The 18,036-nt window shown below is 59.7% G+C and carries 22 protein-coding genes; 13 read left to right on the forward strand and 9 right to left on the reverse strand.

The features are described from left to right. Positions 1–408: 408 nt before the first annotated feature. Entirely contained in the window at positions 409–852 is a 444-nt protein-coding gene (locus GVN17_RS09145) for a MarR family transcriptional regulator (RefSeq protein WP_166594928.1), read from the reverse strand. Between the two features lie 81 nt (positions 853–933). On the opposite strand from GVN17_RS09145, the gene GVN17_RS09150 reads away from it, so the two are divergent. The 3 genes from GVN17_RS09150 to GVN17_RS09160 all read left to right on the forward strand — a co-directional run bounded on the left by GVN17_RS09150 (position 934) and on the right by GVN17_RS09160 (position 3,290). Continuing rightward, on the forward strand, positions 934–2,100 hold the full coding sequence (locus GVN17_RS09150; RefSeq protein WP_166594929.1) for a PLP-dependent aminotransferase family protein: 1,167 nt from the start codon (positions 934–936) through the stop codon (positions 2,098–2,100). Positions 2,101–2,146: 46 nt separating this feature from the next. Further along, positions 2,147–2,749, forward strand: a complete 603-nt coding sequence (locus tag GVN17_RS09155; RefSeq protein ID WP_166594930.1) for a glutathione S-transferase family protein — start codon at positions 2,147–2,149, stop codon at positions 2,747–2,749. Positions 2,750–2,903: 154 nt separating this feature from the next. Continuing rightward, entirely contained in the window at positions 2,904–3,290 is a 387-nt protein-coding gene (locus GVN17_RS09160; protein WP_166594931.1) for a lysozyme inhibitor LprI family protein, read from the forward strand. An 85-nt stretch (positions 3,291–3,375) separates the two neighbouring features. Here the strand turns inward: GVN17_RS09160 and GVN17_RS09165 are convergent, their stop codons facing one another. The 5 genes from GVN17_RS09165 to GVN17_RS09185 all read right to left on the reverse strand — a co-directional run bounded on the left by GVN17_RS09165 (position 3,376) and on the right by GVN17_RS09185 (position 6,804). Then, on the reverse strand, positions 3,376–3,747 hold the full coding sequence (locus tag GVN17_RS09165; RefSeq protein WP_166594932.1) for a glutathione S-transferase N-terminal domain-containing protein: 372 nt from the start codon (positions 3,745–3,747) through the stop codon (positions 3,376–3,378). Between the two features lie 52 nt (positions 3,748–3,799). Next, positions 3,800–4,345 (reverse strand): GTP cyclohydrolase I FolE, encoded by a 546-nt coding sequence (folE, locus tag GVN17_RS09170; protein ID WP_166594933.1) that lies wholly within the window; start codon positions 4,343–4,345, stop codon positions 3,800–3,802. A 622-nt stretch (positions 4,346–4,967) separates the two neighbouring features. Beyond that, positions 4,968–5,528: a Smr/MutS family protein gene (locus GVN17_RS09175; protein WP_166594934.1), complete on the reverse strand. Its 561-nt coding sequence runs from the start codon at positions 5,526–5,528 to the stop codon at positions 4,968–4,970. A 95-nt stretch (positions 5,529–5,623) separates the two neighbouring features. Continuing rightward, positions 5,624–5,944, reverse strand: coding sequence for a hypothetical protein (locus GVN17_RS09180; RefSeq protein WP_166594935.1), 321 nt, complete (start codon positions 5,942–5,944; stop codon positions 5,624–5,626). Between the two features lie 236 nt (positions 5,945–6,180). Then, on the reverse strand, positions 6,181–6,804 hold the full coding sequence (locus tag GVN17_RS09185; protein WP_166594936.1) for a cysteine hydrolase family protein: 624 nt from the start codon (positions 6,802–6,804) through the stop codon (positions 6,181–6,183). Between the two features lie 252 nt (positions 6,805–7,056). On the opposite strand from GVN17_RS09185, the gene prmB reads away from it, so the two are divergent. Further along, the gene (prmB, locus tag GVN17_RS09190) at positions 7,057–7,965 is read left to right on the forward strand and encodes a 50S ribosomal protein L3 N(5)-glutamine methyltransferase (protein ID WP_166594937.1); all 909 of its coding nucleotides are present in this window, start codon (positions 7,057–7,059) and stop codon (positions 7,963–7,965) included. 121 nt (positions 7,966–8,086) lie between these two features. On the opposite strand, the gene GVN17_RS09195 is transcribed toward prmB, so the two are convergent. Together GVN17_RS09195 and GVN17_RS09200 are read right to left on the reverse strand one after the other, a co-directional pair. Beyond that, complete coding sequence (locus tag GVN17_RS09195; RefSeq protein ID WP_166594938.1) at positions 8,087–8,884, reverse strand: hypothetical protein; 798 nt, start codon at positions 8,882–8,884, stop codon at positions 8,087–8,089. Between the two features lie 94 nt (positions 8,885–8,978). Then, a complete protein-coding gene (locus GVN17_RS09200; protein WP_166594939.1) occupies positions 8,979–9,974 on the reverse strand; it encodes an alpha/beta hydrolase in 996 nt (331 codons plus the stop codon). 143 nt (positions 9,975–10,117) lie between these two features. Between GVN17_RS09200 and aroC the strand changes: the two genes are divergently transcribed. The 4 genes from aroC to GVN17_RS09220 all read left to right on the forward strand — a co-directional run bounded on the left by aroC (position 10,118) and on the right by GVN17_RS09220 (position 14,112). Then, complete coding sequence (aroC, locus tag GVN17_RS09205; RefSeq protein ID WP_166594940.1) at positions 10,118–11,209, forward strand: chorismate synthase; 1,092 nt, start codon at positions 10,118–10,120, stop codon at positions 11,207–11,209. Positions 11,210–11,246: 37 nt separating this feature from the next. Beyond that, on the forward strand, positions 11,247–12,395 hold the full coding sequence (locus GVN17_RS09210; RefSeq protein WP_166594941.1) for an MFS transporter: 1,149 nt from the start codon (positions 11,247–11,249) through the stop codon (positions 12,393–12,395). Positions 12,396–12,498: 103 nt separating this feature from the next. Beyond that, on the forward strand, positions 12,499–13,044 hold the full coding sequence (locus tag GVN17_RS09215) for an acireductone dioxygenase (RefSeq protein ID WP_166594942.1): 546 nt from the start codon (positions 12,499–12,501) through the stop codon (positions 13,042–13,044). 351 nt (positions 13,045–13,395) lie between these two features. Continuing rightward, complete coding sequence (locus tag GVN17_RS09220) at positions 13,396–14,112, forward strand: LuxR family transcriptional regulator (RefSeq protein ID WP_166594943.1); 717 nt, start codon at positions 13,396–13,398, stop codon at positions 14,110–14,112. A gap of 141 nt (positions 14,113–14,253) precedes the next feature. On the opposite strand, the gene GVN17_RS09225 is transcribed toward GVN17_RS09220, so the two are convergent. Next, on the reverse strand, positions 14,254–14,532 hold the full coding sequence (locus tag GVN17_RS09225; RefSeq protein ID WP_166594944.1) for a DUF3509 domain-containing protein: 279 nt from the start codon (positions 14,530–14,532) through the stop codon (positions 14,254–14,256). A gap of 470 nt (positions 14,533–15,002) precedes the next feature. Between GVN17_RS09225 and GVN17_RS09230 the strand changes: the two genes are divergently transcribed. From GVN17_RS09230 to GVN17_RS09250, 5 genes are all read left to right on the forward strand, one after another. After that, positions 15,003–15,539: an ankyrin repeat domain-containing protein gene (locus GVN17_RS09230; RefSeq protein WP_166594945.1), complete on the forward strand. Its 537-nt coding sequence runs from the start codon at positions 15,003–15,005 to the stop codon at positions 15,537–15,539. A gap of 117 nt (positions 15,540–15,656) precedes the next feature. After that, entirely contained in the window at positions 15,657–16,181 is a 525-nt protein-coding gene (locus GVN17_RS09235) for a hypothetical protein (protein WP_166594946.1), read from the forward strand. Between the two features lie 53 nt (positions 16,182–16,234). Next, on the forward strand, positions 16,235–16,729 hold the full coding sequence (locus GVN17_RS09240) for a GNAT family N-acetyltransferase (RefSeq protein ID WP_166594947.1): 495 nt from the start codon (positions 16,235–16,237) through the stop codon (positions 16,727–16,729). A gap of 31 nt (positions 16,730–16,760) precedes the next feature. After that, complete coding sequence (locus GVN17_RS09245) at positions 16,761–17,528, forward strand: hypothetical protein (protein ID WP_166594948.1); 768 nt, start codon at positions 16,761–16,763, stop codon at positions 17,526–17,528. Positions 17,529–17,627: 99 nt separating this feature from the next. Next, the gene (locus tag GVN17_RS09250) at positions 17,628–17,819 is read left to right on the forward strand and encodes a PLDc N-terminal domain-containing protein (RefSeq protein ID WP_166594949.1); all 192 of its coding nucleotides are present in this window, start codon (positions 17,628–17,630) and stop codon (positions 17,817–17,819) included. Positions 17,820–18,036: the final 217 nt, after the last annotated feature.

Below are 18,036 nucleotides of genomic sequence, written 5' to 3' on the forward strand. Positions count from 1 at the left end.
AGCCTATACGCAGTTGTCACAATTCGTTGCGATACAGCCGCCCGCGCATTAATCGGCACAGTTCGCCGCGGCGTGCTGTCGGTCTCGAATCGCCAGATCAGCGATGAACCGGTAGGAGCGAATTCATTCGCGAGAGGCCGTTGCAGCCGACGCATCTCCATCGTCTGGCCTATCTTTCGCGAATGAATTCGCTCCCACAGTTAAGCCTGAGCCGGGGCGCAGTCTCTGCGGCGACCTCCCACAGCTGAGCCTGAGCCGGGGCACACAATCTGCGGCCACCTCGGACACCTGTGGGAGCGAATTCATTCGCGAGACGTTGGTACGGCCGATACATCTCTATCGTCTGGCCTATCTTTCGCGAATGAATTCGTTCCCACAGAAGGCTGTGCAACGCAGATTTGAAGCTGCTCAGCCTCGATTCAGTGTTTTACCCAACGCCTGATTCACCGCCAGCCAGCCGTCCACCGCTTCCCGTCCTGCGTCCTTGAACACCTTCTGCAGCAGTTTCACCTGCTCGCGACGCAGCGACTCTTCAAACTTCGCGCCTTCCTCGGTCAGCGCCAGCAGCCGTTTGCGTTTGTCGTCTTCGGAGGCAACGCTGAGCACCAGCTCCATCTCTACCAACTGTCGCAGCGGTGTGTTCAGCGCCTGTTTGCTCACCCCCAGCACGGTCAGCAGTTCTTTCACGCTCAAACCGGGGTAGCGAGCGATGAAAAAGACGATGCGCTGGTGCACGCGGCTCAGGCCCCGCCGGTCGAGCATTTCATCGGCCTTCGCGGTGAACGCCTGATAGCCATAGAAAAACGCCTCCATGGCAATTTGCTGCGTCGATGAATTTTTAAGGTCAAGCATATTGACGTATCCAGGCTTGGCATCGTAGTTTCGGTCAACCAGTTTGACGTATTTCCATTTATTTCCGCCAGCGGTGATCACATGGCATTTTCTGAACGCGTCACCCGTTTGAAGAGTTCGCTGATTCGCGAAATCCTGGCCGCTGCCCAGCGCCCTGAAATGATGTCGTTCGCCGGTGGCCTGCCTGCCGAGACCATGCTGCCCCACAGCGATTGGTCCGACATGCCCCGCAGCATCGGTCAGTACGGCATGAGCGAAGGTGAACCGCAATTGCGCGAAGTGCTTGCGGCGCAAGCCCGGGCGTTGGGCATTGCCTGCGAGGCGAGCCAGGTGATGATTGTCAGCGGCTCCCAACAGACGCTCGATCTGGCCGCCAAGCTCTACATCGACAAGGGCACCGAAATCCTGCTGGAAGGCCCGACCTATCTTGCGGCGTTGCAGATTTTTCAGCTGTTCGGCGCCGATTGCCTGACCGTGCCGTTGCTCGCCGAAGGCCCGGACCTGGGCGTTTTGCGCCAGCGACTGGAGCAGCACACGCCGTCATTCGCTTACTTGATTCCTACGTTCCAAAACCCGTCCGCCGTGCGCTACAGCGAAACCGCAAGGGATGCCGTGGCCGCCTTGCTGGACGAGTTTGGCGTGACGTTGATCGAAGACGAACCTTATCGCGACCTGACGTTTGACGGCGGCAGCGCCCGGCCCATCGTCAGTCGCTTGAAGCAGGCCAGCTGGATCTACACCGGCACCGTGTCGAAAACCCTGATGCCGGGTCTGCGGGTGGGCTATCTGATCGCGTCGAAGGATCTGTTCCCGCACTTGCTGAAACTCAAGCAAGCGGCTGATCTGCACACCAACCGCGTGGGTCAGTGGCAGGCCTTGCAGTGGATCGGCAGCGAGCCTTACGAGCGGCATCTGGTCGAATTGCGTGATTTTTACCGGACCCGTCGTGATCAATTCGAAGCGGCCTTGCAGCGGCACTTCAGCGATCTCGCTGAATGGAACAGTCCACAAGGAGGGCTGTTCTTCTGGCTGACACTCAAGGATAAACTCGACACCCGCATACTGCTTGATACCGCGCTGGCGCAAAATGTCGCGTTCATGCCCGGAGAACCGTTTTTCACTGACCCGGACGCCAATCCCGGTTACCTGCGCCTGAATTTCAGCCATATCGACCCGGCGCGGCTGGACGAAGGCCTGAAGCGACTGGCCGCTGTCATCAAGCAGGCGCAACAGGCCCTCGCGGCCTGATACCTTACGCACACGTACCACCGCACCCACGAGGGGAGAGCAGCAGATGTACACGGTTTACGGCGATTACAATTCAGGCAACTGCTACAAGATCAAGCTGATGCTCAACCTGCTGGGCGCAGAATATCAATGGGTCCCGGTGGACATCCTCAATGGCGAGACCGAGACCGAAGCGTTTCTGGCGAAGAACCCCAATGGCAAGATTCCTGTGCTGGAACTGGAAGACGGGACGTGCCTGTGGGAGTCCAACGCGATCCTCAATTTCCTCGCCGAAGGCACACCCTATCTGTTGACCGAACCCCGCCTGCGTACGCAGGTGTTGCAGTGGCAATTCTTCGAGCAGTACAGCCACGAGCCGACCATTGCCGTGGCGCGGTTCATCCAGTTTTACCTGGGACTGCCGGAGGCGCGGTTGGAGGAATACCGCTCGATGCACAAGCGCGGTTACAAGGCGTTGAAAGTCATGGAGCAGCAGTTGTTGCGCACGCCGTTCCTGGTGGGTGAACAGTTTTCCATCGCTGACATCGCGCTGTACGCCTACACCCACGTGGCGCATCAGGGCGGCTTCGACCTCGCTCAGTTCCCGGCGATTCAGGCCTGGCTGGCGCGGGTTCAGCAACAGCCAGGCTATGTCGGCATGCTCGACTGACCGTTGCTGAAAGAAAAAACCGGCCTGGGCAACCATGGCCGGTTTTTTTAGGTCTGAAGTGTGTGCCCGGTCACTACGAGCCACGGTATTTGCGCTCAAGCTGCGCACGGTCTGGTTTTGATCGGACGATCATTTGAAGAAAAGGGAGCATTCGATGCGCTACATGATGATAGCGGTGGGCATGTTCATGGCCCTGGGGATTGGCTGCTCGGCACAGGCCGAGGATTGCGATTCGACACAGGCGTCGATGAATCAATGCGCCAGCAAGCAATACAAGGCGCTGGACGACGAACTGAACGCGCAATACAAGGCGCAGATGGCCTACCTGAAGACGCCGGCCAGCAAGAAGGCGCTGCAGGAAGCGCAGAAGAAATGGCTCGCGTTTCGTGATGCCGACTGTCTGTACCAGGTGGGCAAGCGCGAGGACGGCGGCAGCATGTGGCCGATGTCGCAACTGATGTGCCTCTCGGACCAGACCAAGGTGCGGGTCGAACAATTGAAGGCGTTCAATGCGTGTCGGCAGGAAGGGTGCCCAAGGTGAGCTGACGTTTCCCGGCTGGCCCGCTGGAGCGACCCCAAGGACGCCAACGTCGGCAAGCCGGATTGCTACAGCGACAGCGGCGCGATCAGGCCGCTGAAAACCGCTGATTCAAGTACTCGATGATCACCTTGGATTCGTACATCCAAACGGTCTTGCCGGCTTCTTCGATCCGCAGGCACGGCACTTTGATCTTGCCGCCTTCATTGAGCAGGGTCTGGCGATCCAGCTCGTTGTTCTTCGCGTCGCGCAACGCCACCGGCACGTTCAGACGGCGCAGGGTGCGGCGGGTCTTCACGCAGAACGGGCAGGCGTTGAACTGATACAACGTCAGGTCTTTCGCCGACGCTTCGACCGCTGCCTGTGCTTCAGGCGAACGTTTTTTCTTGCCGGGACGGGTCAGGAAGTCGACCAGAATGACCAATTGGCCAAGGCCGACCCTCAGTGCTTTCATCAACATGCTTGAAACCTCGCGGCCGCAACGGTCGTTGCGGCGCTTCAGGACGCCCGGATCACTTGATCAGGCTGAGGAACTCGGTACGGGTGGCGGCGTTTTCGCGGAACTCGCCCAGCATCACCGAAGTGATCATCGATGAATTCTGCTTCTCGACGCCGCGCATCATCATGCACATGTGCTTGGCCTCGATGACCACGGCCACGCCCAGCGCACCGGTCACTTGCTGAACGGCTTCGGCGATCTGACGGCTGAGGTTTTCCTGAATCTGCAGGCGGCGGGCGAACATGTCGACGATACGCGCGACCTTCGACAGGCCCAGGACCTTGCCGCTCGGAATGTACGCCACATGGGCCTTGCCGATGAATGGCAACAAATGATGCTCGCACAGCGAATACAGCTCGATGTCCTTGACCAGAACCATCTCACTGTTGTCGGAGCTGAACAGCGCGCCGTTGGTGACTTCTTCCAGGGTTTGCTGGTAGCCACGGCAGAGATACTGCATGGCTTTGGCCGCACGTTTCGGGGTGTCGAGCAGGCCCTCGCGGGAGACGTCCTCACCAAGTTGACCAAGGATCGCCGTGTAGTTCTGTTCCAGTGTCACAGGGGTGTGTTCCGTGTGGGTTCAAAGAAACGCAGGGCAGGTGGCCTGCAAAGGCGCACATAGTAGCGTAGCTCGGCGGGGAGGGGTACGGCGGGCGACCGACAAACCTGCGGCACGTCGCCGCTCGGACGGAGCGTCAGGCACCTTTACCTAACCTTTACCGAGTGCGTATGTCGAAATGTGTCGAATCGGTGTCTGAGTTAATGGGTGAACGATGCCCGGATGAAGAGAGTGAATGTATGTTGAGCCGAATCGCGAAAATCGCACTGATTATCGCCCTGATGTCGTCGGTTTCGGGCTGTTTCTTCGGTCCCGGATGGGGACGTCACGGCGGTGGGTGGCACGACCATCGGTATTTCGACGGTGGCCCCGGACCGGGCTACTACCATCGCTGATCGAGGCTGAACCGATCCCGTGCCGGATGCCGGGATCTCGACAGCCACTACGACAAAGGCCGCGACTGGAGGGATTCCTCGTCGCGGCTTTTTTGTACCTGAAGCGTTGGTAAGGCGGGGGCTGGCTGAGACAGGCATTGCGCCAGCGGGCGACCTTTTATGTCGCGTGGGTGCATCACCTGTGGGAGCAAAGTGAAGTGAAGTGAAGTGCAGCGTCAGGGCGCGAGCTACTCGTCCCGCCCATCCATCATCGTGCGCTTGAGCATCACGTACACCGCGCCCGCGCCGCCATGCTTGGCGATGCAGGACGTAAAACCCAGCACCTGTTGATGCTGACGCAGCCAGGTGTTGACGTGGCTTTTGATCATCGGACGTTTGCCGTCCAGTCGCACGGCCTTGCCGTGAGTGATGCGCACGCAGCGGATCTCCAGTTTGGTCGCTTCTGCCAGAAACTCCCACATGGTCTCCCGCGCCAGCTCCACACTCATGCCGTGCAGGTCGAGGCTGCCGTCGAAGCTGATCTGCCCCAGTTTGAGCTTGCGCATCTGGCCTTCCTGAACGCCGTCGCGGGCCCAGTACAGCGTGTCTTCCGGCCCGACGTCGATCACGAACTGATCGGACAGGCCGTCCACGGTAATCGTGGCGTCCGAGCGCACGGTCGCTGCCTGCCGCAGTTTGGCCAGGTTCTTACGGTCAGTTTTGGGTTTGCCTACGTCGGCGTGTTCAGTCTTGATGGGCTTGACGCCACGGGTCTCGTTTCTGAACAGGGAAAAGTCGTCGTCTTGCATGTCGGTCTCCGCGAAGGCCGCCAGTTTAACCAAGTCACGCCGTTGTCGGCGCGACTAAAAAGCTCAAAGGGCGTTGGGAGACGCGGAAGGGGAGGTCAGTCGTGCTTCTTCATCAGGTGCGGAGACATGTTCAACTCGCCAGCACGACGGCGCCGACGACGGCTGCGGCGCCACAGCCAGACGCCGATATACAGCAACAACAGGCCAACCACGATCGTGACCACGGCACCTGCGGGGCTGGCATTGAGTTCGCCCAGTGCAGCCGGGTGACCTATCAGGCTGGCGACGCCGGCCATGGCCAGCAACACGCCCGCCATGGCGAAAATGGCGGAAATGGCAGCGCCAATGCGCATCCGCCAGTTGCCCTGGCCTTTGGGGCGCAGGCGACGGGCATCAAAACCATCGGATATCTTCATTCCGACTTCCTCTATGGGTATCGGCGCTCTGACCTGCTTATGCCCGGGTGGTTCCCGTCGGGTCAGCGCACGAAGCCAAACACGAGTGATTAACGGATAGGCGGTTATGTGAGACGGATCACATAACCTGACGACTGCATTTGTACGCTTTTTCTTCAGGAACTGCCTGAAAATGATGCCCGAGGCGCGGTCAAGGCTCTGCGGATCACGGGTCAGCTCCTGATGAAGCGGCGCAGTCAGATCAGGTCTTTGGTCAGGGCGAGCTTGGCGAAGTTGTCGTTCATGATGGCCATCTCGGCTTGCTGCACGAGTTCGGCCTTGATCACGCCGGTGGGCGTCGGCAGGTCGCGGGTGGCGCAGGCGTCTTCCACCAGCGTGCAGCGGAAACCGTAATCCTTGGTCGCGCGAACGGTGGTGCTGACGCTGGAATGGCTCATGAAGCCGCACACCACCAGGTCCAGGCGCCCGAGGTCTTCCAGCAGCTTGTGCAGGGTCTTGCGGTCGTCGGTGGTGACGGTGCCGTTCAGCGCATTGGGCAAGCGTTTTTCGATGACGATCTCGTCGCCCTGGGGTTGCAGCTCGGGAACGAACTGGCCGCGTTCGCCTTGCGGATCGAACATGCCACCCACGGTGCCGAGGTGGCGCACGTGAATGATCGGCGACTTCGCGGCACGCGCGGCGTCGACCAGTTTGACGATGTTGTCGATGGCCGCTTGAACGCCGGTCAGCGCCAGGGGGCCACTGAGGTATTCCTTTTGCGCGTCGATGATGATCAACGTGGCATTACTCAAAGTGGCCGCTGCGTATTCACGGCCACTGAGTTGAAACATGGTCTTTGGACCGTTGGTTGAAACAGACATCTGGGGCTCCTTCGAGTGGGGCTTTTGCCACATTGTCCACTGGCTGAGCGATTCTGTGAATCTCAATGCTCACAGCCGTCGCTTTTTACCGGGCGTCAAGCCGTCGAGCAGGTCGCGGTTGCTGTCATATTGCCTGCAAATTTGACGAAAGGTGGCGGAAAGTTTTTCAAGGCCAGGCGCTGTCGGACGTGGGCATCGTTTGTTGCGAGGATGGCTGCTAGAATCGCCCGTCGTTTTTTCAAGGAGTCTGCCGTGATCACTTCCCGCCTGCGCACCCTGCGCGATCATATCCGTTGGGCCGTCAGCCGTTTTCATGGGGAAGACCTGTTTTACGGGCATGGCACCGACAATGCCTGGGACGAAGCCCGGCAGTTGGTACTGGGTGCGTTGCACCTGCCTTGGGAGATTTCCGACAGTTACCTGGATTGCAACCTCGAAGACGACGAACTGGTCAATGTGCAGCGTTTGATCAAGCGCCGCATCGACGAACGTGTGCCCACCGCCTACCTGCTGGGCGAGGCATGGTTCTGCGGGATGTCGTTCATCGTCGATGAGCGTGTGTTGATTCCGCGCTCCCCCATCGGCGAATTGATCGAGCACCGATTCGAGCCCTGGCTGGCTCAAGTCCCTGCGCGCATTCTCGACCTGTGCACCGGTTCTGGCTGCATCGGCATTGCCTGTGCCGACGAGTTTCCAGAGGCCGAAGTGGTGCTGGCGGACCTGTCGTTTGAAGCGCTGGAAGTCGCCAACCAGAATATCGAGCGTCACGGGCTGGACGAGCGCGTCTACACCGTTCAGGGCGATGGCTTCGACGGTTTGCCGGGGCAGCGGTTTGACCTGATCGTGTCCAACCCGCCTTATGTCGATGCCGAGGATTTCGCCGACATGCCGGATGAATACCAGCACGAACCCGAGCTGGCGCTGGCCTGCGGTGATGACGGTCTGAACCTGGTCCGGCGGATGCTGGCTCAGGCGGGGGATCATCTGACGGAGAAGGGCTTGCTGATCGTTGAAGTGGGCAACAGCCAGGTTCACGTCGAGGCGTTGTACCCCGAGGTGGACTTCGCCTGGCTGGAATTCCAGCGTGGTGGGCACGGGGTGTTCATGCTGACGGCCGAGCAGTGCCGTCAGCATCAGGCGGTGTTTGCGTCGCGGGTCTGAGCAACCGATTCGCCACTGCCGTCACCTCCGGCGTTTCTCTCAGGTTCAGCCGCGACCATACAACCTGGGCACGACACAAAACCTGGGAGACGCCAGAGGTGACGACGGCAGCGAACGCTGTTCAGCGGTGAGTCGCGATCCAGATCAATAGCCCCGCCTGAAACACTGCAAAGGTTACCAGGCAGGCGATGGTGAAACGCAGCCCGGCGTCGTCGCGGCGGAATTTGTTGACGCGATCTTCGGCTTTCTTGATCGCGACTTCCTGCTCCTGGATCTTCTGCTCGGCCTGCTGCAACATCTGCGCGGCGTCGAGGATCTCGACCAGTTGCACCTTTTCGGTGTTCCAGGTGTTGTTCAGGTTGCCGATCTTGGCGTCCTTGACCGAACCTTTCAGGTGCTGAGGGTCGGCATAAGCCACTTCGAAGCCCTGAGTCTTGAGGAAGTGGTCACGGCGCAGGCGGGTGTCTTCGTTCAGCGCGTCCTTGTTCGCCAAGGCCGTGCCTTCGATGCGGTACTCGGACCAGCGTTTCTGCGCCCAATGAATGCCTTGCGCCAGCATGAAACGGCCCAGCCCCCGGTTCCACGGTTCGATCTGCAAGCCGGATTCGGGACCCACTCGCACGGCACGGTTGGCGTGGTCGACCCAGATATCAAGGTTGTTCTGTTCCTTGCGAGTCTTCTGGCCCGGCAGGTGATACGTCATGCGCAGCAGGCTGAAGTCCTTGCTGTGACGTTCTGCCCGGCCGAATTCGACGAAGCGCAGCGGACGGCCCCCGGTGGCCCGGTCCGTCGGCAGCGGTGCCAAGCGCAGCATCGAAAAATGCTCGGCCTGCACGTCTTCCCACAAGACGGGTGCAGCATCGCCTTCCTGGCTCTCGATTGGCGCGACCGCGTTGGCTTCCATGATTGCTTCTGTCATTACGGCGATCCTGTTATCGACATTGTCCCGGCAACACAATGCCAGCAACCCGATATCGGCCGTTTTTGCTGAATCTGAAGGGTGAGCTTTGGCGCTAAGCCTTGGGCACTGACCCGATAAACGTGAGTATGCGATCCGACAACTCGCTGGCCAGCGGCAGCTGCGGGTCTTTATAGGAGGCCAATTGACGTTTCATGTCCATCGGCACGATGCGCAGCACGTGGTTCATGCCGTCGATAATCGCCAATTGTGAATCGGGCTTGGCCTTGTGTAGCAATTCGGCATCGCCCACACCCACCTGCATGTCGTTGCGCCCTTGCAGGATCAGCGTTGGAATCTTCAGCTTGCCGAACGCTTGGGCCGGGTTCTGCCGGAACAGCGAAATCAGGTACGGCTGAACGCTCGGGCGGAACACGACCTGCAACGGATCGGGCACGTCCGGGTCGGTCTTGCCAGCCTTCATTTCTTCGATCAGTGCCTCGCTGCGAGCCAGCAGGGGAGGCGGAAGCCGGTCCTGTAATTGCTCGCGAATGACCTGGTCCACCGGTCGTCCCGTGCCCGCCAGGGAGATCAACGCCGTGGCGCCCGCCCGTTCCGCCGCCAACGAGGCAACGAGCGCCCCCTCGCTGTGACCGAGGATGATCAATTGGCCGAGCCGCGAGTCGGTCTTGAGTTTTTGGCTCCAGGCCACCGCGTCATCGACGTATCTTTCGATGGTCAGATCCCGCTCATCAGGGGTGGCGGGGCGACTGGCCGCAACGCCGCGTTTGTCGTAACGCACGCTGGCGATGTTGTGCCGGGCAAGAATCACCGCCAGGCGCTTCATGCTGTCGTTGCGGCCGCCGTCGGTGTTGTTGCCGTCGCGATCGGTCGGTCCGGAGCCGGCAATAATGAGCACCACCGGCACCGGTTCCTTGGATTTGGGCAGCAGAAGGGTGCCAAATAGCTCTCCCGTCCCGGTTTCCAGAGAGACAGGACGTTGCAGCACGACCGGCGTGCCTGCGTTGGCGAGGGAAGACAGCAAAGTGAGGGTCAAGGCGATTACTCGCAGCGGCCGTAAGCCGCAAATCAGGGACATACCACGTAGCATCGCAAGGCCATCATCAATAAAGTGTGAAATTGGACGCAGCCAATCGAATAAGGTTCGGGCGTGATATAGACGTTGACCCTGCGTATACTGGCGCGCTCTTTTTAGACTTTTTGGTTTTTGGTCGATTTCTCGGAGCCTCCCGCATGTCCGGCAATACCTTCGGCAAGCTGTTCACTGTCACCACCGCTGGCGAAAGCCATGGCCCGGCGCTGGTTGCTATCGTTGACGGCTGCCCGCCAGGTGTCGAGCTGTCGCTGGAAGACCTGCAGCGCGACCTGGACCGCCGCAAGCCCGGCACCAGCCGCCACACCACTCAGCGTCAGGAAGCGGATGAAGTCGAAATCCTCTCTGGCGTGTTCGAAGGCAAGACCACCGGCGCGTCCATCGGCCTGTTGATCCGCAACACCGACCAGAAATCCAAAGACTACTCGCAGATCAAGGATCTGTTCCGTCCGGCCCACGCCGATTACACCTACCACCACAAATACGGCATTCGCGACTACCGCGGCGGCGGTCGCAGTTCGGCCCGGGAAACCGCGATGCGCGTGGCGGCCGGTGCTATCGCCAAGAAATACCTGCTGACACAGGGCATCACCGTGCGTGGCTACATGAGCCAGCTCGGCCCTATCGAAATCCCGTTCAAGACCTGGGAATCGGTCGAGCAAAACGCCTTTTTCAGCCCTGATCCGGACAAGGTCCCGGAGCTGGAAGTCTACATGGACCAGCTCCGCCGCGATCAGGATTCGGTCGGGGCGAAGATCACTGTCGTCGCCGATGGCGTGATGCCGGGGCTGGGTGAGCCGATTTTTGACCGCCTGGACGCCGAGCTGGCCCATGCACTGATGAGTATCAATGCCGTGAAGGGCATCGAGATCGGCGCCGGGTTCGACAGCGTCTCCCAGCGTGGCACCGAGCACCGCGACGAGATGACCCCGGAAGGCTTCCTCTCCAACAATGCGGGCGGCATCCTCGGCGGCATCTCGTCAGGTCAGCCGATCGTCGCTCACCTGGCGCTGAAAGCCACGTCGAGCATCACCACCCCGGGCCGCTCGATCGACATCGACGGCAACCCGGTGGACGTGATCACCAAGGGCCGTCACGACCCGTGCGTCGGCATTCGGGCCACGCCGATTGCCGAGGCGATGATGGCCATCGTGCTGCTCGACCACTTGCTGCGCCATCGCGGCCAAAACCTCGACGTGCGGGTCAACACCCCGGTTCTGGGCCAGCTGTAATGCGGGAGTCCGGCGCGGCCACCACGGGCAATTGACCGTGGCGGCGCTTCCTTACTGGCGGCTGTCCAGCTTTTACCTCTTCTATTTCGCCCTACTGGGTTCGACGGCGCCGTTTCTGGCGCTGTACTTCGACCACCTGGGCTTTTCCAGCGCGCACATCGGCGAGTTGGTCGCGATCCCGATGTTGATGCGTTGCGTGGCGCCGAACCTGTGGGGCTGGCTGGGTGACTACACCGGTCGGCGTCTGGCGATCGTGCGTTTCGGCGCGGTCTGCACGCTGGCGTGCTTTTCTCTGATTCTTATCGACAAATCCTACGTCTGGCTGGCCATGGTCATGGCGCTGCATGCCTTTTTCTGGCACGCCGTGTTGCCGCAGTTCGAGGTCATCACGCTCGCGCATTTGCAGGGCCAGACCGCCCGTTACAGTCAGATTCGCCTGTGGGGTTCGGTGGGGTTCATCCTGACCGTGGTAGGGCTGGGGCGACTGTTCGAGTGGTTCAGCCTTGATGTGTATCCGCAGGCGCTGCTGTTGATCATGGCCGGGATCGTCGTCAGCAGTGGATGGGTGCCCAATGCGCAGCCGCCTGCATCGACCCAACGACCTGCAGGGGAAGGGTTTCTCAAACAACTGTTCAGCCCCGGCGTACTGGCTTTCTATCTATGTGTGGCGTTGATGCAACTGAGCCACGGGCCGTATTACACCTTTCTCACGCTGCACCTTGAGCACCTCGGTTACAGTCGCGGCATCATCGGCATGCTCTGGGCGGTTGGCGTGGTCGCGGAGGTGCTGATGTTCCTGGCGATGAGCCGTATCCTGCAGCGGTTCGGCGTGCGTCAGGTCTTGATCACCAGTTTTGCGCTGGCGTCGTTACGCTGGCTGTTGCTGGGGAATTTCGCGGACCATCTGACGGTGTTGATCTTCGCTCAGTTGCTGCACGCGGCGACGTTCGGCAGTTTTCACGCCGCGGCCATCCATTTTCTACAACGCAGTTTTGGCCCTCGTCAGCAAGGGCAGGGGCAAGCGTTGTATGCCGCGTTGTCCGGAACCGGAGGGGCAATGGGGGCGCTGTACTCCGGCTACAGCTGGAATGCGCTCGGCGCGGAGTGGACGTTCGCCATCGCGAGTCTAGCGGCACTGATGGCTGCGATCCTGGCGGCGATGCGCATGAGAGAGGTGTCTCTCTGACCCCAAACGGCCGCCCATTAACGGCCGGTTTCACCGTTTGACTGAATGAACCTGCGTCTGCCGAACATCGTATCGGCGAGCGATTGAACCGAGGAACCCCGCTATGAGCATTCTCTCCGTCTATCACGTGTCCTCCCCAGAGTTGCCGAACAAGGTGTTGACCCACCTTGAAGACATCGCCTCGACCCTCGCCGAGCACGGCATTGTTATCGAACGTTTGCCCGCGGCCACCCCCGTTGCTGCAGGCGCGCCTCAGGACGACGTCAACGTCGCCTACCGTGATCAGATCAGCCAATTGAGCGCAGAGCGCGGTTGTGTGGCCAGCGCTGTGATCAGTGTCGACGACCGCCACCTGCAAAAAGCCGAACTGCGTGCGGGGCTCCTCGACGAACATCAGCACAGCGCGGACGAAGTGCGATTTTTCGTTGCGGGGCGTGGGCTCTGTTCGTTTCACCTTGGGGATTTTGTCTACGCCGTGCTGTGCGAAAAGAACGACTTGATAACCGTCCCGGCGGGAACTCGGCAGTGGTTCGACATGGGCGAGCAGCCTCGGGTGGTCGCTATTCGCTTGTTCGGTTCGCCAGAGGGTGAGCGAATGAAGCTGACGGGCGATGAGCTGGCCCGTCAGTTTCCAGGTCTGGATGACTGAAACCGGCATTCACCAGCAGGGTTAGGCCTTGATCCACTCCTCGTCTTTTGAACGGCTCGCATCCTTGATGTGAGCCGTTTTTGTTTCAAAAGCTGGAAAAATGTAAGCAAGTTTTGGTTGTTGTGTAAGAAGTCGCCTGTTTATCAGTCAGGCATGCCTGTTTGTTTTAACCCCTGTGTTTAACCCCTTCAGACTGTGTAACCCTTTATCTGTCGAAGCCTGAAGGCCTTTGAGCGCGCCCTGCTCACGGACCTCCGTGCAGACCTTGGCGCGTCGACAGGCCGCTGTCCACTTAAAACTCTAAAGCGCCATTCAGGGACGACACAGCACGTTTTTTAAACGGAGGGGAAGATGAAAAACGTAACAACAGGGACGCTGAGCCCATTGATCGAGCAGATGGTCAGCAGCGTCACCGAACAGGACGGCAACGCCGCCATCGCCAACGCGCTGGACTGGCTCCGAGCGGAATGCGGTTGCGAACGGGCCATGTTCTATCAGTACCGCGAGGGATTGCTGCTCAACTGCATCACGTCCAACGTCGACGTCTACTGGAAAGAGCTTTACAACCAGGGGCGGCTGATGATCGAAGACCCGGTCATTCGGTGCTTTCGCCATACCATGGGGTTTCTCGAATGGGCGGACGCGTTCGACACCTATCCACCGTCGTCGGCCTATCTGGCGGCGGTCGAGGACTGTGACCTGCTCCCGGCGCTGTCCTACGGCTACACCTGCGAAAACCGGGTCAACCGGGGCGTGGTCAGCGTCTGTTCGCTCAACGGCATGGAACGGCCACTCAGCCATAACGACCGTTATCTGGTGACCAGCCTCGTTCCCATGCTGCATGTCGCGGGCAAGGGGCGACAGTTTCAGACCCGGGCACTGACCGGTAAAGAGCTGGAAATCCTCAAGTGGGCCCGAGAGGGTAAGACCGCATGGGAAATTGCATTAATCAAAGAACTGTCGGAGGCCACCGTTAAGCATCACTTCAAAAGCATCTACGCCAAATTGGGCGTGACCAACCGCGCGCAAGCCGTGGGCGAAGCGCTGTGCCGAGGCATCATTCGCTAAGCGCAACCAACGTTCCGGCGTACGCAACATCCGTTGACGCCTGAACCGACTGCGCAAAAAAAAACCGCGATCGCACTGAGTGCGATCGCGGTTTTGTGCGGAGTGTGCGTCAGTCAATGCCCGCAGTATCCACGCAGACGCTTAACGCGTGTGATAAGTCGGCAGATCGAAACGGTGTTGGCTTTGCAGCATGGAAATCGCTGGCAGTTCGCTGGCCTGAGCCGCCAGGTCGCGGCGAATCGCGCTGATCACCCACTCCAGTTGCACCGGGGTGTGCAACTGAGCGTAGGAGACCGAACGACGGATCTGTTTGCCTTCGTGATTGCGCAGCGACAACAGCACACCACCGTCGGGACGAGGCTGGGTGTTGACTTCGAAGTCGGAAAATACGGATGCGAATTTTTCTTGAATGAAAGTCATGTCTAGCGGCTCCATTGCTCAGTGATAACAAGCTTGGTAGGACTAGTGCAGTGACTGTGCCAGTATTGTTGTCTGTAAAAAATGCTTTAAAAACAGTTGGTTATAAATTTCGAAAATTTTCTTTTTCGTGCATTTTGCAAGATTGGCCATCGGGCATCCTGCATTTTGCCGGAGTAAAGGGAGCGGGGAGGAGGGGAAGTGGGGCGCTGTTGAAATCTGAGACAGCGATACCCTGTATTTATTTCACCGTGTGACCTGGATTTTTCCTGCGGGCGATAAACGGCTTTTTCTATAGCGGTGATCAAAAAGGTTCGCTGGCGAAACAGGCCCGTGCCTGCCATCGTTCGCAACATCGCAGCAGATGAGCGTGGAACTTGGCCCAGACCGCGGGCCTCTCAACGTTCTGTTGCACCGCTGGCGAGAAAGATGATTGATCAAGGGTGCCCCGTGCGGCGCTACAGGAGAATGGAATGTCTGACACCCCGAACAACCCCGGCGCAGCCACCCGCATGACCGACGAAGAAGCGCTGGAGTTCGCCGAACAAGTGTTCGACCGTGCTCGCGCAGGTGATGCCGTGATGCTGGACCGCTTGCTGGAAAACGGGCTGACCCCCAATTTGCGCAATCACAAGGGCGACACGCTGTTGATGCTCGCCAGTTATCACGGCCACCAGGACGCTGTGAGCGTGCTGCTCAAACACGGAGCGGACCCTGAAATCCGCAACGACAATAACCAGAGTCCGATTGCCGGGGCCGCCTTCAAGGGCGATCTGGACGTGGTGAAACTGCTGGTGGAAGGCGGGGCGGATGTCGAGGGCGCAGGGGGCGACGGTCGCACCGCGCTGATGATGGCCGCGATGTTCAATCGCACTGCCATCGTCGATTACCTGATCGCCAACGGGGCCAACCCCAACGCCAAAGACGCCAAAGGGGTCACGCCGCTGATGGCCGCCCAGACCATGGGCGCAACCGACACTGCAGAGCAGCTGACGCGTTTGATGGTGTAACCGAAAAAAGAGCCTGCGCTGCGGCGTACTCTGGTTCCGTTACAGCGTTAACCGATAGAGGCGCGAAGGATTTCCGGCTATCCTTCGCGCCTGTTTTTTCGTCCGGACTCCTTCGCCATGAAAGCTTCACTCATCGAATTCATCAGCAAAATCAGCTCCGGCTGCATGAGCGACGAGGAAATCGACGCGATTGCCGACGAAGCCTCCCGAGCGTACGCCGACCCCGAGGCCTTTCTCGCCGCCAATCCGGACATCAACTACGACGACACCTTCCCCATCCCGCTGGGCGAATGGGTGGTGGTCGGCAGCCTGCCGGAAACCGTGATGTTCCAGGCCGACAACTACATGGACCTGTTCAGTGAAATCACGGCCTCTTTCGGCCCCGGCGTGACCTTCAACATCAAGCCTAAACAGCTTGCCAAGACCGAGCCCCTGACTGCGTTGAACCGGATTCAGATCCAGCTCGGCAGCATGAACAAGGAAATGGGCGGTTACGTGCTGATGAACCTGAGCGAGCCGCTGGACGATGAGCTTCAGACCGTGCTCGTGTTTGGCAATGATCAGGCTCGGGTAATGGCGTTGGGTGTTGAGCTGGGCATCTTGATCGAACCTGCCCTAGAGGCCCTGAAGGCTCAGCAGTAAGTTCGCTTCATCTATAAATTCTCAGGATCTTTCAGTTTTTTCAGGAGCCATGCGTGACCTCTTCCGACATCCACATCGCCCGATACGCGCCGGGCGACGAGCAGGGCATCGTTGATTTGATCGTGCCCATTCAGCGTGAAGAGTTCGGGATTGAAATCACCGCGAAAGACCAGCCGGACCTGATGCAGATCCAGTCGTTTTACCAGACCGGCACCGGCGACTTCTGGGTGGCGCGCAAGGACGGGAACGTGGTCGGCAGCATTGGCCTCAAGGACATCGGCAATCAAGAAGCGGCGCTGCGGAAAATGTTCGTGGCAGGCCCTTGGCGGGGGCGGGAGTACGGCGTGGCTCGCCAGCTGCTCGAATGCCTGATCAATGAGGCGAAAGCTCGCGGCGTGAGGCGCATTTACCTCGGCACCACCGCGAAGTTTCTGGCGGCCCATCGCTTCTACGAGAAGCACGGTTTCGAACTCATCGAGCAACAACAGCTGCCCGACACCTTTCCGGTGATGGTCGTGGACACGCGCTTCTACGCGTTGTCGTTGTGAGGCCCATGCTGTTCGCCGGGATGTGTGTGTGATGACTGCGTTTTACCTCAAGTTGCTGATTACCCCGTTGCTGATGCTGTCCATTTCACTGGCGGCGAAGCGCTGGGGCACCCATATCGGCGGGCTGCTTTCCGGTTTGCCGGTCACTTCGGCCTCGGTCATGCTGTTTTTGAGTCTGGAGCAAGGTCCTGGCTTTGCGGCGCAGGCGGTTCCGGGCGCGCTGGCAGGTGTGGCGGCGATCCAGGCGACCTATCTCTTTTATTACCGGGTGACGCGCCGAGCCTCGGCCTTGATCGGCTGCCTGGGCGCCCTGGCGTTTTACGTGTGCGTGGCGCTGGTCATGAACGGAATCGGCTCGCTCGTGGCATCCATTGCGGTGACGTTGTGCCTGGTCGCGGCGATCATTCGCGCGACGACCCAAGGGGCGGAAGCCGGGGCAGGGGGCTATGTGCCGGTGCCGCGTTGGGTCATCCCGATGCGCATGCTGACCGCCACCTTGCTGCTGCTGGCCATCACGGCGGGCGCGCAATGGCTTGGGCCGGTGGTCAGCGGCTTTCTTGCACCGATCCCCGTCATCGCCTGGCCACTGGCTGTTTTCGCTCACGTGCAGGGTGGTCGTCACGAACTCGGGGCCATCGTGCGTGGCAACGCAATTGGCGCTATCGGGGTGGTCGCGTTTTACCTCTGCCTCAAATTCATGGTCGAGCCATGGGGGATTTTCGCGGCGGTGGCAATGGGCGTGACGCTGGCGGTGGTGATCACTGCCGCGCTTGCGGCGCTGACCCAGCCACGTCGTTAGGGTACTCACCGCATATTTGTGTCATGAGCCTCGCAACCCACGGAACCCTGGCAAGCGTCGCCACTCCTAACAGGGCAAGCCTCATTAAGGAGCGACACCATGGGTTCCACTTTTAATGGTCTGATTGGACTGATCATTCTGGCCCTCGATATCTGGGCCATCATCAACGTATTGAAGAGCGGCGCCGAAACCGGGATGAAAATCCTCTGGGTGCTCCTGATCGCACTGCTGCCTGTGCTGGGCCTGATCATCTGGGCCATCGCCGGTCCACGGGGCAATGTACGAATCTAGACCTCGGTCTAACGGCTTCAGAACATCAACGCCTGCCGGGTTCCGACGCGTCCCGCAACAGGTTTACGCGAAATGGCGACTTCGGTCGCCATTTTTCGTGTGGGTTCGGATTGCACACAGGCGGCTCATTCGCGAGCCCTGCATGGGTTGCGACGGTACGGGTGCAACACTGCACCATTGACCGCTTTGCGCATTCGCAACATGATTTGATCACCTG

It is taken from the genome of Pseudomonas sp. SLFW (assembly GCF_009905615.1).
GTDB classification, from domain to species: Bacteria; Pseudomonadota; Gammaproteobacteria; order Pseudomonadales; family Pseudomonadaceae; genus Aquipseudomonas; species Aquipseudomonas bambusae.